We start from the raw sequence: 21,565 nt of genomic DNA, 5'->3' as shown, positions 1-21,565 counted from the left end.
TCCTCTGTCTATTTTATGCAGGTTCGCGATCCGTATTTGAAAATCTGCCCGCGATTTATCTTGCCACCGATCGTTTGAGATGGAACAGATACCGGTTGCGTATAATCCAGAAATAGATGGCCTGGACGGCCACGAAGCTGCTCAGGACAATCGCGGTCGGCTTGACTACTGACGCGACGAGCATCAGCTTGAGCAGACTTTGCAGAGAGACGAACGCGACCATGCTGTGAATGATAGCCACCGTGATCGGCACGAAGAACAGGAGGGCGATCTGGATCGTCACGATTCGGGACAGCTCCCGGTCAGACAGTCCGATCTTTGCGATCGCGCCGTACTGCCGCTTGTCGTTCTCCAGGTCCGTATACAGCCGGAAATACAGGAAGCTGGCCGCTGCGACGAAAAACAGCACGCCTACGAACAGTCCGATGAAAAGAGCGGTGTTCGCCATTTGCTTCAAGGAGTGGTATACCGGAGCCCGTGCAGAGAAGTAGTAGTTTTCGGTCAAGTGGTTGATCTTCTGCTGCAGCAGAAGGCTGATCTCCTGGGTATTTTTCCACCGCGGCACCACGTACCCGTAGCGGACCTCTTCGTCCAAGCCTTGCAAGCGGTTAAAGACCTCGTCCGGGATGACCGCCAGCCGGTCGAATTCGAGGCCGCTCAACAGCGGATTCATCTTCGCGTCCGTCTTGACGGCCAACTGGCTGCCGCCTACGTCCAGCACCTTCGTCTCCACGGAATCTCCAAACCACCGCACCACGAAGAACGCTTCATTTTTCCCCAGCTTGAGCTCCCGCGTATTCGCCGCGATCGCAAACTGGTTGTAGTCCATCAGACTGACGACCCCTACCTTCTCTCCGTTGATCTCTTGCGGCAAGACACGCATGCTCGCCTGATGCTTTTCGAAGGAAAACCCCGCTTGCTGCAGCGTGTTTTCAATCAGGGAAAGATGTCGCTGCGCCTCCGGATTCCCCTTCTTCGTCTGGTATTCAAAGGCAAACGGGTTGGTCTTGATCACCGTTTCCTGGATGGAGCCGGCGAGCGAAGCCAGCGTCCCGATCGCGCAAAATGCGATGGTGGAGACAATGCAGACGAGGAAAAACATCCGCGCGTTGTCCTTCATCCGGTAATCGAGATCGGACAGGACGAGCAGGTTGGTACGCTTCCAGTAAAACGCTCGTTTCCTTTTCAAATATCCGATCAAAAACACGCTGAGCTGCGTGAAGAGCAGATACGTCCCCGCGACCGTCAGGACCGTCACCGGGAGCAGCAGGACGATGACCGAAATCCCGTCGGCGGTCAAGGCGAGCAGGTAGGCGATGCCCAGGAGCCCTGCCGCCAAAACCGAGAGAAACACCGACGCCCTTGGTTCCCGCTTCGGGCGTTGGCTCCCCTGGAGCAGATCCATTAGGCTCCGGCTGCGCAACAGCAAGACTGAAAAAACAGAGATCGCGGCAAACAGAACCAAAAAAGCGACAACCGTCAGCACGATGGCCTTCCACGGGAGGTAAAAAGCCAAGGCCTTCACATCTAAAAGGAAGCCCGCGAACTGGAAAAACAGCTTGCCCAGAACGAGTCCGAATCCGATTCCGCAAATGATCGACACGACTCCGATCAGCATGTTTTCCATGACGATCAGCAGATTGCGCTGCTTCGCCGTCATCCCGTGCAAAAACAGGATGCCGAATTCCTTCTCCCGCCTCTTCAGGAAAGCTCCCACGCAATAGAAAAGAAAGAAAAACGCGAACAGGAAGATGATGTACTCCGCCACCATCATGCCGGTCGCGACCGAGCCGTGTATCTCTTCATCCGCGATCCCCGGATGGAAGATAAACATCGCATATACAAAAAAGATCATGACGGAAAAGACGCTGCTCAAGAAGAAAGCCGCATAGATCCGCTTGTTGCGCAGGACGTTGTTAGACGCGAACTGTCGAAAGGTCATAGTTGTTCCCTCCCAAGAACGACAGGGCGTCAATGATTTTCTGGAAGAACACCTGACGGCTCTCGCCCCGGTACATCTCGTTGTGGAGCTGTCCGTCCTTGATGAAAATGACGCGGTGGCAATAGCTTGCAGCCAGCGCATCGTGTGTCACCATCATCATCGTGGTGTTTTCCGATTTGTTGATGGCTTCGAGTGTCTCCATCACGTTGCGGGAGGACTTCGAATCGAGATTGCCCGTCGGTTCGTCCGCCAGCAAAAGCGATGGCGTATGGATAATGGCTCGGGCAATCGCCGTCCGCTGCCGCTGTCCCCCGGAGACCTCAAAGGTCCGCTTGTCCAAAATTTCCTGTATGCCGAGCTTGGCCGCGATCGTCTGAAGCTTCTCCTCCATCACGGCGACGCTCTCGCCTTCCAGCGTCAGCGGAAGCACGATGTTTTCCCCGATCGTCAACGTATCGAGCAGGTTGAAATCCTGGAAGACGAAGCCGAGCTCCCGGCGCCTGAACAGCGCCAGCTTTTCCTTTTTCAGCTGGTGGGGGTTGATCCCGTTTACAAGAACAGCCCCCGAGGTAGGGGAATCGATGGTGGCGATCATGTTGAGGAGCGTCGTTTTCCCGCTGCCCGAAGGCCCCATAATGCCCACGAATTCTCCCTTTCGTATCGTAAAATCTATATCCGTCAACGCGCGGTACGTAACCTTGCCTCCGTATATTTTACTCAGACTTTTCACCTGCAACATGTCCATCGGCCTTACTCCTTTCACACCTTCATCCCCACTATACGGAAGGTCGCGATGCACCGCCATCGAATTAACTTTCAGCTTTCTTACGTTCTTGTAAGGTTGGCACGACGGCGGACATGACGATGCGCACGATGGTGCCTTCGCCCACCTCGGATTCCAGCTCCACCCCGTGATTCAGCCTCCCGCATATCTCCTTGACGAGATACAGCCCCATCCCCGTGGATTCCGGGTACTTGCGGCCATTCTCGCCCGTGAAATACGGCTGGAAGACGCGGCGGATGTCCTGCTGCGGGATGCCGATCCCGTAGTCCTGCACTTCCAGCGCGACGCTGGATCCCCGTTCGTAAGCGCGGACTGTCACCTTGTTGCTTTTGCCGGCCGAATAGCGCACCGCATTGGTCAAGAGCTGATTCAATACGAAGGACAGCCACTTTTCGTCGGATTCCACCCGCCACTGCCCGTCCACCTTCAGCTCAGGATAGACCTGGTTGCGGATGAACAGGCGCTTGTTTTCCGCGAGCACATTTTGCGCCAGGGATTGCAGCGACACCGGCTCGACGATAAAATCCTGCTCGAACCGGTCCAGCCGGGCGATGTAGAGGACGGTTTCCAGCCCCCGCTTGATCCGGTCCACTTCTTCCCGGACGCTCTCGGCCACCGGGTCGTCCTCGTTTTGGAGCAGCAGATGGATGACGGAGATCGGCGTCTTCATCTGGTGCACCCACTGCTGAATAAAGGTGGTGTAGTCGCGCTGCTTGTTCTCGTACGCATGCAGCTGCTCCTTGTACAGGCGATAGTGCTCGAGGAAGGTCTCGTCCAAGGCGCGGCTCAATGCAGCGTTGCCGTGTGTCTGCGTCAGCTCTTCCAAAGACTCTACCGGGTTGCTGAGGCGCTGGTAGATAGCGCGGTGCGTCAAGTAGCGCACGACCATGAACGCCCCGGCGAAAAAGAGCGACAGGAAGACCGCATAGATCATCAACGATTCATTCCAGTACCCGTCGAGCGTAAAGATGAGCAGGAGCAAGATCATCTGAACGAGAAAAAAGGCCGCAAACGCCCATTGATCCCGAAGGAACAGCTTCATTGCCCATCCTCCCAAACCGCTCGCAGGCGATAGCCGGAGCCGCGTACCGTCTCGACCGCTCCCTCCAGGCCCATGTCCTTCAACTTTCCGCGTACCCGCGTGATGTACACATTGAGCGTGTTTTCATCGACAAACTGCTCATCCCACAGCTTTTCCAGCAGCCGCTCCCGGCTGACGACTCGCGGGTACTGGTTCATCAATGCCTCGAGCAGAAGCGCTTCCTTTTTGCTCAGCTCGACCTTGCTCTCGTGCATCATCAGCTCCATCCGCTCCAAAAACAGCTTGAGCCCCGCCACCTCGACCGTCCGCTCGCCCTCCTGCGGGGCGTACAAGCCATAGGCCCGCCGCAGCTGGCTCCGTATTTTCGCCATGACGACGTCGTAGTCAAACGGCTTTGTAATATAGTCGTCAGCGCCGTTTTCCAGCGCCATGACCTGATCCATCTTGCTGTCCCGCGCCGAGATGAAAAGGATCGGGCAATTCGATTCCTGCCGCATCTGGCGGCACCAGTAGAAGCCATCGAATTTGGGCAGGTTCACATCGAGCAGAACCAGGTCCGGGCGGATTTCCTTGAAAACCTCCATGACCCGGTCAAAATGCTCCACGTTGACTGTATGATAACCATATTTTTCCAGTTGGTTTTGCAGCAATTGATTGATTTTCGGATCGTCCTCAACGATCATAATGGTCGACATGAAATTGTACTCCTCTCGTTCCTAAGTCTCCGCCACTCCACCCTCTACTATACCAAAAAAAGGATGGACTTGTTGTCCATCCTAGGCATGAGCTTTCATCATTTGCTGGAGCTTTTTGATCCCGCGGAAATGAAGAATTTTGACCGAGGCCTCGGTTTTGCCCAAAATCTCCGCAATTTCGTTCATTCGCAGGTCAGCTAGGTAACGAAGCTGGATCACGTTGCGTTGGTCTGCGGTCAAGGTATGTACCTTTTCCCATAATACATCGATGGACTCCTGGGTCAAAATGCTTTCTTCCGGCAGCTCATCCGTCGCCCGAAGCGACGAAAACGTCTCCTGATCCACCGGGCACTCCCGCTTTTTGCGCATGTAGTCGATCAAAGCGTTGTGCGCAATGCGGAAGATCCACGCACCGAACGGATGGCGGCCGTCGTACTGCTCCAGCTTCGAGTAGACCTTGATGAAAACGGTGGTCGTCAAATCCTCGACGTCCCAGACGTTTTTCACGCGATAGCGAAAGTAGCGGTATATTTTGGCCGAATATTCTTCGTATATTTGCTGATGAGTCAATTTCGGATAGACAAGTGCGGTATTCATAATCGATCTCCCATTTCATGATCCGTATGAGTTGTTTTCATTGTAAAGCGGATCTGAGGCGGGAACTATCGAGTTTACTTTCAGGAACCTTACACTTTTGTAAGTTTCGCGTGAGGCTGCCGTAATCCGTTCCCTCTCCTCTCCGGACGAGTCCACTATACCAGCAGGTTGTGGCAAGGCGGCGTCAGGAATATGGAAAAATGATGGAACGGGCTCTCGACGCAAAAAGAGGGACCGTATGAGACGGCCCCTCTGAATGATTGAGCGTGTGCTACATCAAGCCCAGACGTTGGAAGATCGTATCCACGTGCTTCAGGTGGTAGCGATAGTCGAAGCACTCGTCCAGCTCTTCCTTGGTCAGGGTCGAGCTGATCGTCGGATCCTCTTCCACGATCGCCCGGAAGGAACGCTGCTCTTCCCACGCCTGCATTGCGCGCGGCTGCACGGTGTCGTACGCCTTCTCGCGGCTCATGCCTTTTTCGATCAGCTTGAGCATGACGTGCTGCGAGTAGATCAGGCCAAAGGTGCGGTCCATGTTGCGCTTCATGTTTTCCGGGAAGACGGTCAGGTTTTTCACGATGTTCATAAAGCGGCGAAGCATGTAGTTCAGAGCTTGCGTCGCGTCCGGCAAAATAATGCGCTCTGCCGACGAGTGGGAAATGTCGCGTTCATGCCACAAGGACACGTTTTCGTAGGACGTCAGCATGTAGCCGCGGATGACGCGGGCCATGCCGCAGATGTTTTCGCTTCCGATCGGGTTGCGCTTGTGCGGCATGGCGGAAGAGCCTTTTTGGCCTTTCGCGAACGCTTCTTCGACCTCGCGCATTTCGCTCTTTTGCAGACCGCGGATCTCGGTCGCGAACTTCTCCAGGGAGGTCGCGATCAGGGCCAGCGTCGCCATATACTGTGCATGGCGGTCACGCTGCAGGGTTTGCGTCGAGATTGGCGCCGGGGACAGTCCCAGCTTTTCGCACACGTACGCTTCCACGAACGGGTCGATGTTGGCATAGGTGCCCACCGCACCGGAAATTTTCCCGTACGCCACTTCTTTTTTCGCCGCGCGGAAACGCTCGAGGTTGCGCTTCATCTCTTCGTGCCACAGAGCCAGCTTCAGTCCAAACGTGGTCGGCTCCGCGTGCACGCCATGGGTGCGGCCCATGCAGACCGTGTCCTTGTGTTCGCGGGCTTTGTCGGCCAGGACCGCGATGAAGTCCTCGATGTCTTTTTCCAGGATCTCGTTGGCTTGGCGCAGCAAATACGACAGCGCCGTATCTACGACGTCGGTGGAAGTCAGCCCGTAGTGCACCCACTTTTTCTCTTCGCCCAGCGTCTCCGATACGGCGCGGGTAAACGCCACGACGTCATGGCGAGTCTCTTCTTCGATCTCGTAAATGCGGTTGATGTCAAAGCTCGCTTTTTCCCACAGCTTTTTCACGTCTTCCTCAGGAATGACGCCCAGCTTGGACCATGCTTCGCAAGCGAGGATTTCCACTTCCAGCCACGCCTGAAACTTGTTTTGCTCTGTCCAGATGGCGCGCATCTCTGGCCGGGAATAACGTTCGATCATGATTGTACCTCCGTCTTCGACTGATTCGTCCATATTTGCAGCTGCTCGATTGCGGCGAGCGCTTCCTCCACGGTGGGAGCCAGCACGTTGATGTGGCCCATTTTCCGCTTCACTTTGCTTTCTGCTTTCCCGTACAAATGCAGCTTGGCTGAGTCTGGCAGTCGATCGATCCGATCCAGGACCGGCTGCAGATGCTCTCCCAAAATATTAACCATCACGACCGGCGAGAGCAACTGGGTAGAACCGAGAGGCAGGTTGCACACCGCTCGAACGTGCTGCTCGAACTGGGACGTCACGCAAGCATCCATGGTGAAATGCCCGGAGTTGTGCGGACGCGGAGCGAGCTCATTCACGTACAGCTGTCCGTCTGCGGTCAGAAACATCTCGACCGCGATCAGTCCGATTACATCCAGTTTTTCCACAATCGTCCGCGCGATTTCCTCTGCCCGCTTCCTTACGTCTTCGCTCACGCGTGCCGGTACGATGCTCAGATGCAGAATATTGTCCTGATGCACGTTTTCCGCTGTCGGGAAAACGGCCAGCTCGCCGGCCGGATTACGTGCCGCGATCACGGACAGCTCCAGCTGGAACGGAACGAACTGCTCCACGATCAGCTCCGTTCCCGCCTTGCTAAGCGTCTCGTACGCCTCCGCAAGCTCCGCTTCGCTCCTGATCACCCATTGCCCCTTGCCGTCATAGCCGCCCGTCGCCGTTTTCATGACGGCTGGCAGGCCCAACTCGCGCACCGCCGTCTGCAAGTCCTCCAGACTGGCGACGACGCGGAAAGGAGCGACTGGAATGCCCAGCTCGCGGATGGCAGTCTTTTCCCGGATGCGGTTTTGCGTGATGCGGAGCAGACGGCTGCCCTGCGGCACGTACGCCTGGCTCTCCAGCACTTCCGCCACTTGGGCGTCCACGTTTTCAAATTCGTAGGAAATGACGTCGCTGGCCGCAGCCAGCTGCATGGCAGCTTGTACATCGTCGTAGCCGGCGACGATTTGCCTGTCGGCCGTCTGTCCGCAGGGCGCGTCCTCCGTCGGGTCCATCGTGACGAAGCGATAGCCCATGGCTCGTCCCGCGAGCGCGATCATCCGCCCCAGCTGCCCTCCGCCCAGAATGCCGATAGTCGATCCCGGCTTGATCTGTTTTTCGTATCCGTGTGTCATTCCAGCTCACTACCCTCCAGCACTTGATTGCGCACCGCATCCCGTCTGGCAACGAAGCGCTCCTGAATCTCCGGATATTTGATGCCCAAAATCTGTGCGGCCAGCAGCCCTGCATTGATAGCGCCGGCTTTTCCGATTGCGACGGTCGCTACCGGCACGCCACCCGGCATTTGCACGATCGAGAGCAACGAATCCAGTCCGTTCAAGTTGGACGACTTCACCGGCACGCCAATGACTGGCAGCTCGGTTTTGGCCGCTACCATTCCTGGCAGATGGGCCGCTCCGCCCGCACCCGCGATGATCACTTCCAGCCCGCGGCTTTTGGCGCTCTCCGCGTATTCGAACATCAAGTCTGGCGTACGATGTGCCGATACCACTTTCTTTTCATACGGAACTTGCAGCTCGTCCAGAATCGCGCATGCTTCCTTCATCGTTTCCCAATCAGACGTACTGCCCATTATGACACCTGCCAACGGTTTGGCCATGGCCCACTTCGCCCCCTACGTCAATATCCTCAGAAGAAAACCCAACCGACTAACGGCACTGGGGACCGTACTCATCGCCTGGGCTATTCGAACTCGTTTTCTTTCGACTTCCTCAGTTTATCAGGGAGAAAGTTTGCCTGTCAACCTTGTATCCGAACAATTTAAAATGATAATAATTACATTATTCGTGTTTACCAGAACGCATCCACGTTTCTGCTGCCGCCTTCCGATCGATTCTGAGCTTGAGCCAATAGTCGATAAACGGAGCCGCGTTCGCGCCCGCTTCCTGCGAGAGCATATCGATCAGCTCCTGCCCGCTCGCCTGTCCGTACTGATTGCGGTGCACGTACGTGCGCAAAAGCCTGTGCAGCTTCTCCTCTCCCCACGCTTCCCGAAGCGTCCACCACATCGCGGAGCCCCGGCCGTAGACGAGCTCCGTATAGCTTTTCCACGTGGGAAACCGCTCGACGGACTGCCCGACCTGGAGCCCTTGCCCGGCGTACGACTCCGCCGCCTCCGACTGTCCCAGCCGCAACTGGATATAGCCCTGGGCGGAAGCTGGATCGGCACGCTGCAAAAAAGCCATCGTGGCATAGTCGGTCAGGCTCTCGTCCACCCACGCTTCGTTCACTTCGTCGCTCCCGACCAGACCGTAAAACCACTGGTGGGCCGTCTCGTGCGCCACCACCGCTTCGGCCACCATGTCGGAGCGGTCGAAGTATTCGTCCTGGATGAAGACGAGGCTCGGATACTCCATCCCGCCAAAAAAGCCGCCGGTCTTGACCACGTCGTACTCCTGGTAAGGGTAGCGGCCGAACTGCTCGCCGAAGTAGCCCAGCGACTGCATGGCTACTTCGTGCAGCCTGCCTCCGATCTTTGGGTCGTCCCCTTCCTGCGACCACGTGCGGACGACGACATCGCCGACCTTTCCCATCTGCTGGCGGTACGTGTCATCCATGATGACCAAGGCGAAATCACGAACGTTCCACGCATCGATCTCGTACACAGTCTGCCGCTTCGGACGCGTCTGGGTCACGACCGCCACGCTCTCGATTCCGCTGGACGCCAGCTGGTACCCTTCCGCCAGCTGCACGCGCAGATGGTAGTTTGCCATTTCGCTGTAAAAAGGATCGCCAATGGCCGAGTACGGATCCAGCCTCCAGCCGTCCGCCCCCTTGACCGCCAGAATCGGCAGCCAGTTGCCCAGCCACATGGCGTGATCGTTGTACGATAGACGACCGTTGTTGTAAGGCACTTGCAGGGTAAAGCGCAATTCGACTTCCGTCTGCTCGGAGGACGATTTATCGGTCAGCGGCACCCGCAGCAGCGTTTGCAGCCTTCCCTGAAGTTCGGCCGGCACCTTTTGGCCGTCGACCCGGACTTCCGCTATCGAAATAGACCCCGGCTCCCGCTGCTTTCCGAGGACCTTTTCCCAATTGTCGCCGCCGAGGTCCGCCTTCGCTTGAAAGGCGTTCGGATACAGATGAAAATACGCCTGGCTATCCTGGGGCGCGAAACGGACAGTCAACGTCCCCGCAACGGTATGGGTTTTCATATCTACGCTCACATCCGCCCGGTACAAAGCGGAGGCAGGGATTTGCTGAGGCAAAAACGTCTCCGCCTCATCGGCCCCGGCCTGTCCTGCCCACGGCCTTTCCCATAAAAAGCCAGCCAGAACGGCCCCCAGCACCAGACTGACTACCCAACCCTTCCGCCACATGGCGATCCCCTGCCTTCGGTTACTTCTCTAACTCGACTTTCCCCCACGGATAGGTTTGGCGTTGGCGCTGCCTCTTTAGCCACTCGGCCGCTTCCTCCCGTTTGCCCCCATCCAGGTTCAGCCAGTAGTCAAGAAAGCTGCCGGCATCCTCTCCCGCCGCTTCCGACAAAAAGGCTCTCCAGGCCGCTCCATCGGCGATCCCGAAGCGATGGGCGGAGACATACCGTCTGAGCATTTCATGCAGACGCTCCTCTCCCCAAGCCTCCCGCAGCGCCCACAGCATCGTGCAGGTGCGCGAGTAGACGAGATCGCTGTAGGACTCGTTGTCGGGAAAAGCCTGCAGCGATTGCCATGGCCGCAGCTTCTCCTCGGTGTAGGCAGCCATCGACGTCGTCCCCTGCTTCCACCTTCGCAGGACCCGATCGTTCCCCAGCTTGGGATAGGTGGCAGACAGAAAGGCGAGGGTCCCGTACTCCGCGAATCCTTCATCTAGCCAGGCCTCGTCGATCTGGTTGTTGCCGATCAAGGAATAGAACCACTGATGCGCGGTCTCGTGCACAGTGGTGGCCACTCCGCCGTCTACGCCCGGCATGAAGTGGCGGCCATCCAGAAAGACCAGCGACGGGTACTCCATGCCATTGATGCTGCCTCCCGTTCGCACCACGTCGTACTCGGTGTACGGATACGTGCCGAACTGTCTGCTGAAGTACGCGAGCGAGTCCGCAGCCGCGAAATGGTTCCGCTTCGCCTGCTCTACGGAGTCCCCTTTGCGGTACCATGTCCTGACCTCGGTGTTTCCTACCTTTGATTCTATGAAATGATAGCTGGAATCCATCGCGACAAGCGCAAAATCCCGTACGTTGTCCGCCTGTAGATGAAACGTCCTTTCCTTCTCACCCGTGTCGACAACGGCAGCCTTGTCCGACGCCGTGCTGGCCAACTGGTACCCGGCCGGCAAGGTGACATTGACTTGATAGTCCGCATTTTCGCTGTAAAAAGGATCCCCGATCGGCTCGTACGGATCGAGATGCCATCCGGCCCGATCTTTCACAGCCAAAATCGGCAGCCAGTTGCCCAGCCACATGGCATGCTCGTCATACGACATCCGTCCGTCGTTCTGGGGAAGCGTCATGGCGAAGTCCAGCTTGAGCGTAATCGGCTCCATGGCCGAGTCGTCTGCCGGTGCTTCCGGGAAACCTGCCGTCTCTTCCCTGCTTGTTTCCTTTGATGTTCCTTCCGACGCTTTCGTGCCTGTCCCCTGCGCTGCTCCATCCGGGGCGGCCGCATGCAGTCCACCCGGCGTCATTTCGTCCGTCTCCGTAAGCGGCACCTCGATCACGTCACCCATGCGCTTGACCGCGACCGGTCTCCCCTGAACGGTAATGCTGCTACTATCATACGTGCCAAGCTTCGGATGTTTGCCTAAAAGTTCGTCCCACAATACACCCTGATGCTCCTCCGTAAATGCGAGGGGATAGAGATGCAGGTAGACATGGGCCTCATCCTTCGGCAGGAACCGAATTTCCACGCTTCCGGCCACCCGCTTCGCCACCGGGTCGATACGGACATCGGCCTGGTAATGCGTAAGCGCTGAGGGCGGGCTGCCATTCGCTCCCACCGGGACAGCCGGGACTATGGCGAGCAAGGATGATACGAGGCCTGCCAGCGCGAAGAGCCGTTTTCTCATGCGTACTCCCCCTTTTCTCCTATCCTACCGGAAGCAGAAAAGAAAGACTACCGGATCATGAGAGCTTCCCGCAGCCGCTGCGTGATTTCGGCGAGCGGAACGGCCTGCTCCGTCCCCTCCACCATATTGCGCAGGACGACAGCCCCGTTTTCGACCTCGTTCTCGCCGTAAATCAGGACGAACGGGATGCGCTCCTTATTGGCGTAGTCGAGCGCCTTTTTCAACCTACGCCCCGCCAGCTCGAGCTCAGTCCTGATTCCGTCCGCCCGCAGCCGATTGGCCAGCCCCAGGCTTGCCGCTTCCGTCCCCAAAGGCACAACCAGCACATCGGCAGCCCGCTCCGCCTGCTCGCTCTCCCGCATTTCCAAGGCGGTCAAAATGACATCGAGACCAAACGAAATCCCTACTGCCGGATACTCCCTGCCATCCCCCAAAAACCGGCCGATGATCTCGTCGTAACGGCCGCCGCTGCCGATGCTCGAGGTGATCCGGCCATCCTGCAGGAAGATTTCGTACACCGTTCCCGTGTAGATCCCCAGGCCACGCGCGAGGAAAGGGGAGAAGCGCACATCACCCGTCACGTTTGCTCCCTGTAGGTACGCAAGCAGCTGCTCGAGCTCAGAGACGCCCTGCTGTACTCCCGGCGAAGCAAAACGACCGGCCAACTGCTCCAGCGTCGTTTCTCCTTCCTGCAAAAACGATACGATGGCAGCGATCAGTGGTTCCTCTACGCCTCTTTCCCGCAAATCGTCCCGCACACCGTCGATACCGATCTTCTCCAGCTTGTCGAGCGAGAGCATCACGTCCCCCGCCCTCTCTTCCGGAACGCCCAGCTCCTGCAAAATCCCGGAGAGCAGCTTGCGATTGTTCACCTCGATGTAGACGTCCAGCCCGAGCCGCTCAAATGCGGCGAACGCCATGCTGATCAGCTCCGCCTCCGCCAGCATGGAAGACGTGCCGACGATGTCGACATCGCACTGGACGAACTCGCGGAATCTCCCTGGCTTTACGGGGCCATCCCGGAATACCTTGCCGATCTCATAACGCTTGAATGGCAGACGCATTTCCGGGTTCATCCCGACTACCTTGGCCAGCGGCACGGTCAGATCGTAGCGCAGAGCCAGCTCCCGCTCCCCCTGATCGCTCAGGCGGTACACTTCCTTCAAAATTTCCGCGCCCCCTCCGTATTTGGAGGCGAGCAGCTCGTACACCGACAGCATCGGCGTCTCCAGCGGCTTGCAGCCGTATTCTTCAAAGACTCCCTCGAGGGTTCGCCTGATGCGGTTACGCAGCGACTGCTCCTGCGGCATGAAATCTCGCGTGCCCTTTACATTTTTCAGAATCCCGTTTTCCATGGTAATCACCCTTTCTTCATCCTCTTTCTAATGGACAAACACGGCTTTGCCGAGCAGTCCCCTTCTCCTGCGCCTTTTCGAATCCACTAGAAAAAGCCATGCAGGCAGCAACATGCCCGCATGGCTTTCATTCACCACCGCAGGCACAAAGCACAAGAAGCGCTTGCACCTGCGGAAATTTCTTCCGAAGATACAAACGCTCTAGCCGTGGTGATGCTGTTGAAGGAATACGTACAGACCGGTCATGGCGACCATCCCTTCCGCTAAAGATTTTCCCTATCATACCGCAGAAGGAGTGCCATTGCAAGCAAGCTCTCGACCCCAGTTGGAAAGCCTGGCTGCGCCATGCCTTTTGGTGGAGCCGCGGTTGCCCTGTATAAAAAACGGCTCTCCGCCCCGGGGCAGAAAGCCGTCTTGCATGCCGTTCTATTCGCGAAGCCAGATGAAGTAAACGAGGAACACGACGAACAGCACGTACATCGCCGGATGAACCTCGCGGGCTTTCCCTTTCACCACTTTCATGATCGGGTACATGATGAAGCCGGAAGCCAAACCAGTCGCGATGCTGTATGTCAATGGCATCATCAGGATCGTCAGGAATGCCGGGAAGGCTTCTGCCAAGTCGTCCCATGCGACCTTCGTGATGTGTGACGCCATCAGTACGCCTACCAGAATCAGCGCCGGAGCCGTAACCGCGGATGTCACCACCGCCAGCAGCGGATGGAAGAACAAAGACAGGATAAACAGGACGCCGACGACCAGTGCGGTAAAGCCGGAACGGCCGCCCGCAGCTACCCCTGCCGTAGACTCGACGTAAGCCGTGGTCGTGGAAGTACCAAGCACGGCGCCTGCCATACCCGCGATCGCGTCGGACGAGAACGCACTGCCGGGGCGCGGCAGCTTGTCGTCCTTCAACAGACCTGCTTGGCTGGCCACCCCCAGCAGAGTGCCTGTCGCATCGAAGAAGTCAACAAACAGGAAGGTCAGCACGACAATCAGCATTTTCACGCTAAACAGCGAAGACATATCCCCGAGATATTGGAAAGCCGCGCCAAACGTGGGTGCCAAGCTTGGCGGAGGTGCAAAAACGCCTTTTGGCAGATCGACCAATCCGAAGATCATCCCGACCACTGCCGTGATTACCATCCCGATGAAGATCGCCGCATTGACTCTGCGTACCATCAGGACGACTGTGACTACCAATCCAAAAACAGCAAGCAGCGCGTTTTTGGCAGCCAAAATTTCTTCCGGCTTCATTCCTTCATGGAAAAACGTAAAATGGCCCAGTGCCACAAAAGTCGATTCATTTCCCACGACAATGCCTGCGTTTTTCAAACCGATAAAAGCGATGAACAAACCGATACCTGCTGATACCGCATATTTCAATCCTGTCGGAATCGCATTGATGATCGCTTCGCGAACCCCGGTCAGCGACAGGATGAGGAAGATCGTACAAGAAAGGAATACCCCGGCCAAAGCCTGCTGCCAAGGAATTTGCATCGTCAGCACAACCGTGTAGGTGAAGAACGCATTCAGCCCCATACCCGGTGCTTGACCGATCGGCAGACGCCCGATGAATGCCATGAGCATGGACCCGATTGCGGCAGCCAGTGCCGTCGCCGTAAAGACAGCATCGAACTGCGGATAGTTGGCTTTCAGATCCGGCGGCAAATCAGCGCCGCTGAGCATGTACGGATTCACAGCCAAGACGTATGCCATTGCCAAGAACGTGGTGACCCCCGCGATGATTTCGCGACGGTAGTTGGTGCCTAGTTTGTCAAACTCAAAGTACTTGCGCACCGAAATGTCCCCCCAAATTTTGTTGTGGCAATAAAAAAGGCCGTAGCGCATTTCTACGCCTGGCCTATAACAAAACATTCCGGGAACAATTTCGATAATAATAACAATTGCCGCATCCCGTTGACATTTTGTTCGTAGCCAGGTCGTTTTCTGGCGACCTCGTAGAAACTCTTGAGCCATATTCCCAAGAATATACGAACCTTCTTATATTACCTGTTCACATTGAGAAGTGTATCAGGCGACATAGTAAATGTCAACGAAAATACGAACATTAATTTTTAGCTACCGTTTAACATCCGGAATTTAGCGATTAGTTGAATTTGCCCACTCAATTTTCGTCTATTTCTGCTTTATTCCCACTCGATTGTTGCCGGCGGCTTGGAGGTGACGTCGTACACGATGCGGTTGACGTTGTCCACCTCGTTGACGATCCGGGTCGAGATTTTCTCCAGTACGTCCCACGGAATGCGAGCCCAGTCCGCCGTCATTCCGTCGATGGAGGTCACAGCACGGATTCCTACGGTGTAGGAGTACGTACGGACGTCGCCCATGACACCCACTGTCGTCATATTCGGCAGCGCCGTGAAGTATTGCCAGATTTCCCTGTCCAGGCCGGCCTTGGCAATTTCCTCGCGCAGGATAGCATCCGATTCACGAACGATCTTCAGTTTCTCTTCCGTCACTTCTCCCAGCACGCGAATGCCCAATCCTGGTCCCGGGAACGGTTGACGCCATACGATTTCATCCGGCAGTCCCAGCTCGGTACCCAGCTTGCGCACCTCGTCCTTGAACAGGGCTTTCAGCGGCTCGATCAGCTTGAACTTCATGTCTTCCGGCAGCCCGCCCACATTGTGGTGGGATTTGATGGTATGAGCTGTCGCCGTTCCGCTCTCCACAATATCCGTATACAAGGTGCCTTGGGCCAGGAAGTCCATGTCCTTCAGCTTGGCTGCTTCTTCGTCAAACACGTAGATGAATTCGTTGCCGATGATTTTGCGTTTTTTCTCCGGATCGGAAACGCCTTTGAGCTTGTTCAGGAAGCGCTCGCGAGCATCGATCTTGATGACCTTCATGTGGAATTGATTGGCGAACGTCTCCATGACGCTCTCCGCCTCGCCCAGACGCAGGAGGCCGTGATCCACGAACATGCAAGTCAGCTGGTCTCCGATGGCTTTGTGAATCAGCGCTGCCACTACAGAGGAGTCCACGCCGCCGCTCAGCGCACACAGCACTTGCTTGTCTCCTACGGTTTCACGGATGCGTGCTACTTCGTCTTCGATAAAGCTCGTCATGCTCCAGGTCGCTTCGCAGCCGCAAATGTTGAACAGAAAGTTGGCGATGAACTCGCTTCCTTTTACGGTATGGCGCACTTCCGGGTGGAATTGCACCCCGTACAGCTTGCGCTCCGGGTGGCTGATTGCCGCTACGGGACAGCTGTCGCTCACCGCGTCTACGCGGAATCCGGTCGGAAGCTCGACCACTTTATCCGAGTGGCTCATCCAGACGATTTCGTTCGCTTCCCACTTGTCGTACAGGTCGTGGGATTGCTGCAGGCGCAGCTCCGCTTTGCCGTACTCACGCTTGCCTGCGCGCTCCACTTTTCCTTCGAGCATGTGGCTCATCAGCTGCATGCCGTAACAAATACCCAATACCGGCAAGCCGAGATCAAAGATAGCCGGGTCTACTTTTGGTGCCCCTTCTTCATACACGCTCGCAGGGCCACCGGAGAAAATAATCCCCTTCGGCTTCATTTCCTTGATTTTTTCCACAGGCGTATTGTAAGGCAAAAGCTCGCTGTACACGCCCAGATCGCGAACGCGTCGTGCGATCAGCTGATTGTACTGACCTCCAAAATCAAGTACGACGACCATTTCCAATGACTTGTCCATCATATCCCCCTTCTCCTGCAAAGCACAGGACTCGCAAGTATCGGCGCTGTCCGCAGCCGGTTTCCCTGCTCGCATCGTAAAAAGTTCCGCTTCTCCCGGATTCACCGACCACGCAATTGTCGCACATTTGAAAAAAAACCGGGACTCCTACCTCCGACTATGGATACGGAGGCAGCGTCCCAGCTTGTGTACACTTGTGCGGTTGCATGTACAAAAATCCGAAATGCTCTCCTCGTAGTCGTCCAATTTACGGTTGGACGGTAGAAACTTTCAGGCCCTATTCCTGATCATTATACGAGACTCATTGATCGTCATTCTAGCAGATGACACAGCTTTGTTCAAGGCTTCAGTTGACGGATCAATCTTTCCATTAACTGTTCGGCCATGGCTCGCGCCTTTTGTTCCATTTCCTTGCAGCCGTAAACCGTTCGCTCGTACAGTTCCGTCAGATAGCGCAGATCCTGCCGCTTGTCTCCCGGTATGGAGATACGGCCCACGTATTCCCGCAACGTCTCTCCCGCCCGGCGGCGCGAGTAGACGCTCTCCATCATGCGCATCAGCAAGTTGTACCGTACATCATACTCTATGCTTCGTTCGCTTTGCATCTGACGGCGCAGCCACCATACCTGGATGTCCTGCCTGCGCTTCCAGGCAGCGTATCCGCCGGCGATCAGAAGGACGACGATGCCCGCCTTCACTCCCCAAGGAATCGTGAAGCCTTTCCCGGACGTGCGGTCCCCCTCCTCCAGCTCGTCGAGGCGGCCATCTCCCCGGTCGGGCGTGGTCCTGTTCCCCAGATCGGGGAGCGGTACGGGAACCTGCGGCTGGACGGTTTGCAGGTCGTATTTGAAGCGGACAGGCGACATGAACGTGCTGGTAGCCTCGAAAGGCACCCATCCGTAGTTCGGGAAGTACACCTCTACCCAGGAATGGGCGTCCTTGTTGCGTACTTCCATGATCTCGTTTCCTTGTCCGTCTTCCCCGACTCGCTTGCCCGGTGCAAATCCTTTCACCCAGCGGGTCGGTACGTCGATCGAGCGAAGCATCACCGCCATCGCGGTCGAAAAATGGTCGCAGTAGCCGCGCTGGCTGTCAAACAGGAAATGGTCCACAAAGTCCTGGCCGTTTTCCGGGACAGGCACATCTTTGGTTTCATACTTATATTTTCCACTGGAGCGCAAGTAATTCTCGATGGCTCTCACTTTTTCATACGGGGTCTTGGCATCTTTGGTGATCGATTGAGCCAGCTGTTTGACGCGCGGAGGCAAGGTCGCAGGAAGCTGCAAATACCGTTGCTCGATATCCTCGGGGTATTTGGTCCCCGCCTCCATAACAGCCTTCTCGCTCACGATCGGCACTTCCGACTCCACCTGATACTCGTTCAGCTTCAGCAAGAGCGTATTCGGCCCGGTCGCAGGCTGTCCTGACGCGCCGGTCGGCTGCAGCAGCTTGATTTTGCCCGCCCGCACTTCCAGCTGCTGATTCACCTTGTCATAGACTACCGTCGCATTCGGCGGGCGATAATCGCTCAGCTTGCTCAGCTGTCCGGGGTAAAACACGGTAGCGAACTGCTGGGGTCCGTTAAACTCCAGGGAGGCATGGACCTTTTTGGTTTCAAAGCCGCTAAACAGCTCGTTTTTCCACTCGTGCTTCTCCGGATCCAGGATGGATTCGTACTCCCGGATGCCTTTTTCCCAGCCAACACCTGTATAAAGGTCTTTGGCATCCCCGCGCCAATAGCTCTCCTCGTTGGTCACTCCGGTGAACACGAGAGTATCATCCTGCAAGAAAGGACCGCCCAGCCGCTCGTCGTTATTGTCGTAGCCGACCTTTTTCATCGCTCCGACCGCCGAGCCCTGTTCAGATCCCGTGAAGTAGGCGATGGGATCCGGCCAACTCGCATCCTTTTTCGGAGCGGTATAGGCGATGCCTACACTCACGGCGATGACCAGCATCGGTGCGAGGAGAGAGCGCAGAGCGATCCAGCTCCGTTTTCCGGACAAAGTCGCGTGTTTGGTCATCGTCGTCAGATGGCTGACAGCGAGGAGCAAAAAGCCGTAAATCAACGTCCGGACGATCCCGCCGTCCCCTTCGTACGGCAAAAACGTATCAAGCACTGCCAGGTAAAGCTCCGTCAATACGACGAACCACAGCCCCTGGCGTTGTTCGAGCACCAAGTACGTGATCATCGACATCAGAATCATCAGCAGCAGATCAAACAAGGCATTGCGCGACAGCGGAGACATCGAGGCCCAATCCTGGTGAATCGCCAAGGGAATGTCCCGCCCGATTTGAACAAACAAGACCTTCAGCCACTTCATCTCGAAGAGCGGAGCGTCAAAAAGCGTAAAGTTCAAGAGCAGAAGGAGCCCCAGCAGCTTGACTGGCATGGTCAGCCAGCGATACGGGATCAGTGCGTCAAGCAACAGAACGCCGGCCGCAATGACCAAAAACGGCCAGAGAATGCCGGTATCGGTCAGTTTTTGCAAAGGCAGCAGCCACTCCCTCAGCATCAAAAAAAGCAAAAGGGCCGAGACCCATTCCAGCAGAGTCGGGCGTTTCCACACACTCATGAGCTACGCACCCCCTATCCGTTTCCACTCGTCGTCGTCGATGTGGACAGACGTACAAGCTACCTTGCTGGCCGTCAACAGCTGCATGACCTTGCTTTGTTCCGGCGAGAGCGCCGCTTCCGTGCGCACCAGGAAGAGCTGGATGCGTCTGCCCTTTTGAGCCAGGGCGATCAGCCTACCCAGGAGCTCTTTCCCCACGCGGGGCGTCACGATGATCAGCGTCACGCCCTGCGGCTGTTCCAGCGCTTCCCTCCCAACGATGCGCGAGAAGGAATCCACGCCCTGCGGCATGACCCGAGCCAGCTGGTCAAACACGTGCAAGAAATGCGTGTGCGAAAGGGCGGGGGTGATGGAGAGCCGTTCCGTCTGTTTGTACACCAGCCCGTAATGATACTGTTGGCGATTGGCGTACGCGATCAAGCTGGCTGTCAGCTTCACCGCCGTCTCGAATAAAGGCTCGGGCAGCTTTTCGTAGCTCGCCTTCTCCACATCGAGGAAAAACACCGCCTGATTCATCGCCTGATGCTCGAATTCCTTCGTCTTCAATCCCGTTCCTCTGGCAGAGGCCCGCCAATGGATCTGGCTCAAACGATCACCGCGATGGTATTCCCGCACGCCCCGCACGGCAGCCACATCATCCGAACGCCGGTGGGACACATGCACATTTCCGCTGAAGCTGCCGTCTCCCAGCGCCCAATGCTCCACGTTTCGGTAAGAAGGGTAGACGAGAAACTCATGCGAGAGCGGAAACACCTTTCGTTGCACGATAAATCCGAAAAAGTCTCCTCCGCTCACGACGCAATCCGTCAGCCGGTAATGCCCGCGCGGCAAATTCGGGATCACGTAGCGAAATTCCACTTCCCGTTTCAACCAGGGAAACACGAGCTGCCGATGCGGCTCGTACACGCCAGCCAGCCTCTCCGGCAACGGCTCGAGTACCATGTTCCAGCCCAGAGGAAACCAGATGCGTCGGCGCAGCCGGATTGTCACGATCACATCGTCCCCGTCCTGCAGCCGCGTCCTGTCGATTTCCCGTACGACCTCCAGCGTCGCAAACAGAAGAAGGTATGTGAGCAATTCATACGCCAAAAAGACCAGGCTGCTGTAAAACAAAAACCAGCTCGCAAACCCGCCCTGGAACTTGGCGAATACATAGGTGAGCAACACCAGCCCGATTACTTTGACTTTGCCCCATCGTTGTTGTCTCATCCGCAGTCACCGCCTCAGCTCACCGGGACACGGGTTTCCGACAAAATCACCGTCAGCACCCGATCAACGGTCGCTCCTTCCAGGCGTGCTTCCGGCTTCACAATCATCCGGTGGGCGAATGTGACCGGGACCAGCTCCTTGACGTCATCCGGAATGACATAATCCCGTCCGCGGACGAAAGCCAGCGCCTGGACAGCCCGATAGAGAGCGAGCGCTCCACGCGGACTCACCCCTAGGTAAACATGGTGATGCTCCCGCGTCCGGTGGCAGAGCCGTACGATATACTCTTTGACCCCTTCGGACACTTTGACGGCTGCCGCCTGCTGCTGGAGCTGCTTGAGCTCGGCTGCGGTCATTACCGGCTCCAGCTGTTCCAGCGGATTCTCATCCGAAAAGCGGGACAGCATGCGCATTTCTTCCTCCACACTCGGATAGCCCAGGCTCAACTGCATCAAAAAGCGGTCCAGCTGCGCCTCCGGCAGCGGGAATGTCCCTTCGTATTCCAGCGGATTTTGCGTCGCCATCACAAAAAACGGATCCTCCAGCCGATACGTGACGCCATCCACCGTCACAGAACGCTCCTCCATGGCCTCCAGCAGCGAGGACTGCGTTTTCGGAGACGTCCGGTTGATTTCATCCGCCAAGATGACGTTCGCAAACAGCGGTCCTTGACGAAACTCGAATTCGAGACTCTTTTGGTTGAAGATCGCCACCCCGGTGACATCGGTCGGCAGCAAATCCGGCGTAAATTGAATGCGTTTGAAGACACCGCCAATGGATTTCGCAAGCGCCCGCACCAGCATCGTTTTCCCCACGCCAGGCACATCCTCCAAAAGCACGTGCCCATTGGCCAGCACGGCCGATACCATCAGCTCGATGACTGAACGCTTTCCGATCAGCACTTTTTGTATATTGTCAATCAGCTTCGCTACTGCAGGATGCGTATGTTCCACTTTTATCGGGTTCATGTTGATACAACTCCTGTTTCTTAAGATTCTTCAGTCAGGTTTGCAACAGCAACGTCTACGCGTCCCCTGTAAACGTTCACAGAAAG

Annotated in this window: 16 protein-coding genes and 2 riboswitches; all 16 genes read right to left on the bottom strand. The window is 56.5% G+C overall.

Features of this window, described 5'->3' with window-relative positions; genetic code table 11:
• Positions 1 to 55: 55 nt before the first annotated feature.
• The 16 genes from RGB73_RS04035 to RGB73_RS03960 all read right to left on the bottom strand — a co-directional run bounded on the left by RGB73_RS04035 (position 56) and on the right by RGB73_RS03960 (position 21,479).
• Positions 56 to 1,942 (bottom strand): FtsX-like permease family protein, encoded by a 1,887-nt coding sequence (locus RGB73_RS04035; protein WP_310769354.1) that lies wholly within the window; start codon positions 1,940 to 1,942, stop codon positions 56 to 58.
• Positions 1,917 to 2,687 carry an ABC transporter ATP-binding protein gene (locus tag RGB73_RS04030; RefSeq protein ID WP_310769352.1) on the bottom strand — a complete coding sequence of 257 codons (771 nt, stop codon included), beginning with the start codon at positions 2,685 to 2,687 and terminating at the stop codon, positions 1,917 to 1,919. The genes RGB73_RS04035 and RGB73_RS04030 overlap by 26 nt, the downstream gene beginning before the upstream one ends.
• A gap of 64 nt (positions 2,688 to 2,751) precedes the next feature.
• The gene (locus RGB73_RS04025) at positions 2,752 to 3,768 is read right to left on the bottom strand and encodes a sensor histidine kinase (RefSeq protein ID WP_310769350.1); all 1,017 of its coding nucleotides are present in this window, start codon (positions 3,766 to 3,768) and stop codon (positions 2,752 to 2,754) included.
• Positions 3,765 to 4,463, bottom strand: coding sequence for a response regulator transcription factor (locus RGB73_RS04020; protein WP_310769348.1), 699 nt, complete (start codon positions 4,461 to 4,463; stop codon positions 3,765 to 3,767). The genes RGB73_RS04025 and RGB73_RS04020 overlap by 4 nt, the downstream gene beginning before the upstream one ends.
• A gap of 81 nt (positions 4,464 to 4,544) precedes the next feature.
• Positions 4,545 to 5,060, bottom strand: a complete 516-nt coding sequence (locus tag RGB73_RS04015; protein ID WP_310769346.1) for an RNA polymerase sigma factor — start codon at positions 5,058 to 5,060, stop codon at positions 4,545 to 4,547.
• Between the two features lie 271 nt (positions 5,061 to 5,331).
• Positions 5,332 to 6,627, bottom strand: coding sequence for an adenylosuccinate lyase (gene purB, locus RGB73_RS04010; protein WP_310769344.1), 1,296 nt, complete (start codon positions 6,625 to 6,627; stop codon positions 5,332 to 5,334).
• Positions 6,624 to 7,793: a 5-(carboxyamino)imidazole ribonucleotide synthase gene (gene purK, locus RGB73_RS04005; protein WP_310769342.1), complete on the bottom strand. Its 1,170-nt coding sequence runs from the start codon at positions 7,791 to 7,793 to the stop codon at positions 6,624 to 6,626. The genes purB and purK overlap by 4 nt, the downstream gene beginning before the upstream one ends.
• Positions 7,790 to 8,278, bottom strand: coding sequence for a 5-(carboxyamino)imidazole ribonucleotide mutase (purE, locus tag RGB73_RS04000; protein ID WP_310769340.1), 489 nt, complete (start codon positions 8,276 to 8,278; stop codon positions 7,790 to 7,792). Before purE ends, purK begins: the two co-directional genes overlap by 4 nt.
• A gap of 181 nt (positions 8,279 to 8,459) precedes the next feature.
• Complete coding sequence (locus tag RGB73_RS03995; RefSeq protein WP_310769338.1) at positions 8,460 to 9,998, bottom strand: M1 family metallopeptidase; 1,539 nt, start codon at positions 9,996 to 9,998, stop codon at positions 8,460 to 8,462.
• Between the two features lie 19 nt (positions 9,999 to 10,017).
• Complete coding sequence (locus tag RGB73_RS03990) at positions 10,018 to 11,685, bottom strand: M1 family metallopeptidase (RefSeq protein ID WP_310769336.1); 1,668 nt, start codon at positions 11,683 to 11,685, stop codon at positions 10,018 to 10,020.
• A 47-nt stretch (positions 11,686 to 11,732) separates the two neighbouring features.
• Positions 11,733 to 13,040, bottom strand: a complete 1,308-nt coding sequence (locus RGB73_RS03985; protein ID WP_310774118.1) for a histidine--tRNA ligase — start codon at positions 13,038 to 13,040, stop codon at positions 11,733 to 11,735.
• 426 nt (positions 13,041 to 13,466) lie between these two features.
• Positions 13,467 to 14,840 (bottom strand): NCS2 family permease, encoded by a 1,374-nt coding sequence (locus RGB73_RS03980; RefSeq protein WP_310769335.1) that lies wholly within the window; start codon positions 14,838 to 14,840, stop codon positions 13,467 to 13,469.
• 115 nt (positions 14,841 to 14,955) lie between these two features.
• Positions 14,956 to 15,058: riboswitch (purine riboswitch) on the bottom strand.
• Positions 15,059 to 15,190: 132 nt separating this feature from the next.
• The gene (gene guaA, locus RGB73_RS03975) at positions 15,191 to 16,729 is read right to left on the bottom strand and encodes a glutamine-hydrolyzing GMP synthase (protein ID WP_310774116.1); all 1,539 of its coding nucleotides are present in this window, start codon (positions 16,727 to 16,729) and stop codon (positions 15,191 to 15,193) included.
• Positions 16,730 to 16,944: 215 nt separating this feature from the next.
• Positions 16,945 to 17,047: riboswitch (purine riboswitch) on the bottom strand.
• Positions 17,048 to 17,067: 20 nt separating this feature from the next.
• Positions 17,068 to 19,302: a transglutaminase TgpA family protein gene (locus tag RGB73_RS03970; RefSeq protein ID WP_310769333.1), complete on the bottom strand. Its 2,235-nt coding sequence runs from the start codon at positions 19,300 to 19,302 to the stop codon at positions 17,068 to 17,070.
• A gap of 3 nt (positions 19,303 to 19,305) precedes the next feature.
• Positions 19,306 to 20,511 carry a DUF58 domain-containing protein gene (locus RGB73_RS03965; RefSeq protein ID WP_310769331.1) on the bottom strand — a complete coding sequence of 402 codons (1,206 nt, stop codon included), beginning with the start codon at positions 20,509 to 20,511 and terminating at the stop codon, positions 19,306 to 19,308.
• Positions 20,512 to 20,525: 14 nt separating this feature from the next.
• Positions 20,526 to 21,479, bottom strand: coding sequence for an AAA family ATPase (locus tag RGB73_RS03960; RefSeq protein ID WP_310769329.1), 954 nt, complete (start codon positions 21,477 to 21,479; stop codon positions 20,526 to 20,528).
• Between the last annotated feature and the right edge of the window lie 86 nt (positions 21,480 to 21,565).

This window comes from Brevibacillus brevis, assembly GCF_031583145.1.
Taxonomy (GTDB): domain Bacteria; phylum Bacillota; class Bacilli; order Brevibacillales; family Brevibacillaceae; genus Brevibacillus; species Brevibacillus brevis_E.
This window is presented reverse-complemented; position numbering and strand designations above follow the sequence as displayed.

What these genes read in the sequence shown, in the direction of transcription:
- RGB73_RS04030 (WP_310769352.1), bottom strand. Translation starts at nt 2,687, where the DNA reads ATGGACATGTTGCAGGTGAAAAGTCTGAGTAAAATATACGGAGGCAAG.
- RGB73_RS03995 (WP_310769338.1), bottom strand. Translation starts at nt 9,998, where the DNA reads ATGTGGCGGAAGGGTTGGGTAGTCAGTCTGGTGCTGGGGGCCGTTCTG.
- RGB73_RS04025 (WP_310769350.1), bottom strand. Translation starts at nt 3,768, where the DNA reads ATGAAGCTGTTCCTTCGGGATCAATGGGCGTTTGCGGCCTTTTTTCTC.
- guaA (WP_310774116.1), bottom strand. Translation starts at nt 16,729, where the DNA reads ATGGACAAGTCATTGGAAATGGTCGTCGTACTTGATTTTGGAGGTCAG.
- RGB73_RS03960 (WP_310769329.1), bottom strand. Translation starts at nt 21,479, where the DNA reads ATGAACCCGATAAAAGTGGAACATACGCATCCTGCAGTAGCGAAGCTG.
- RGB73_RS03990 (WP_310769336.1), bottom strand. Translation starts at nt 11,685, where the DNA reads ATGAGAAAACGGCTCTTCGCGCTGGCAGGCCTCGTATCATCCTTGCTC.
- purK (WP_310769342.1), bottom strand. Translation starts at nt 7,793, where the DNA reads ATGACACACGGATACGAAAAACAGATCAAGCCGGGATCGACTATCGGC.
- RGB73_RS03985 (WP_310774118.1), bottom strand. Translation starts at nt 13,040, where the DNA reads ATGGAAAACGGGATTCTGAAAAATGTAAAGGGCACGCGAGATTTCATG.
- RGB73_RS03970 (WP_310769333.1), bottom strand. Translation starts at nt 19,302, where the DNA reads ATGAGTGTGTGGAAACGCCCGACTCTGCTGGAATGGGTCTCGGCCCTT.
- RGB73_RS04035 (WP_310769354.1), bottom strand. Translation starts at nt 1,942, where the DNA reads ATGACCTTTCGACAGTTCGCGTCTAACAACGTCCTGCGCAACAAGCGG.
- purB (WP_310769344.1), bottom strand. Translation starts at nt 6,627, where the DNA reads ATGATCGAACGTTATTCCCGGCCAGAGATGCGCGCCATCTGGACAGAG.
- RGB73_RS04015 (WP_310769346.1), bottom strand. Translation starts at nt 5,060, where the DNA reads ATGAATACCGCACTTGTCTATCCGAAATTGACTCATCAGCAAATATAC.
- RGB73_RS03965 (WP_310769331.1), bottom strand. Translation starts at nt 20,511, where the DNA reads ATGAGACAACAACGATGGGGCAAAGTCAAAGTAATCGGGCTGGTGTTG.
- purE (WP_310769340.1), bottom strand. Translation starts at nt 8,278, where the DNA reads ATGGCCAAACCGTTGGCAGGTGTCATAATGGGCAGTACGTCTGATTGG.
- RGB73_RS04020 (WP_310769348.1), bottom strand. Translation starts at nt 4,463, where the DNA reads ATGTCGACCATTATGATCGTTGAGGACGATCCGAAAATCAATCAATTG.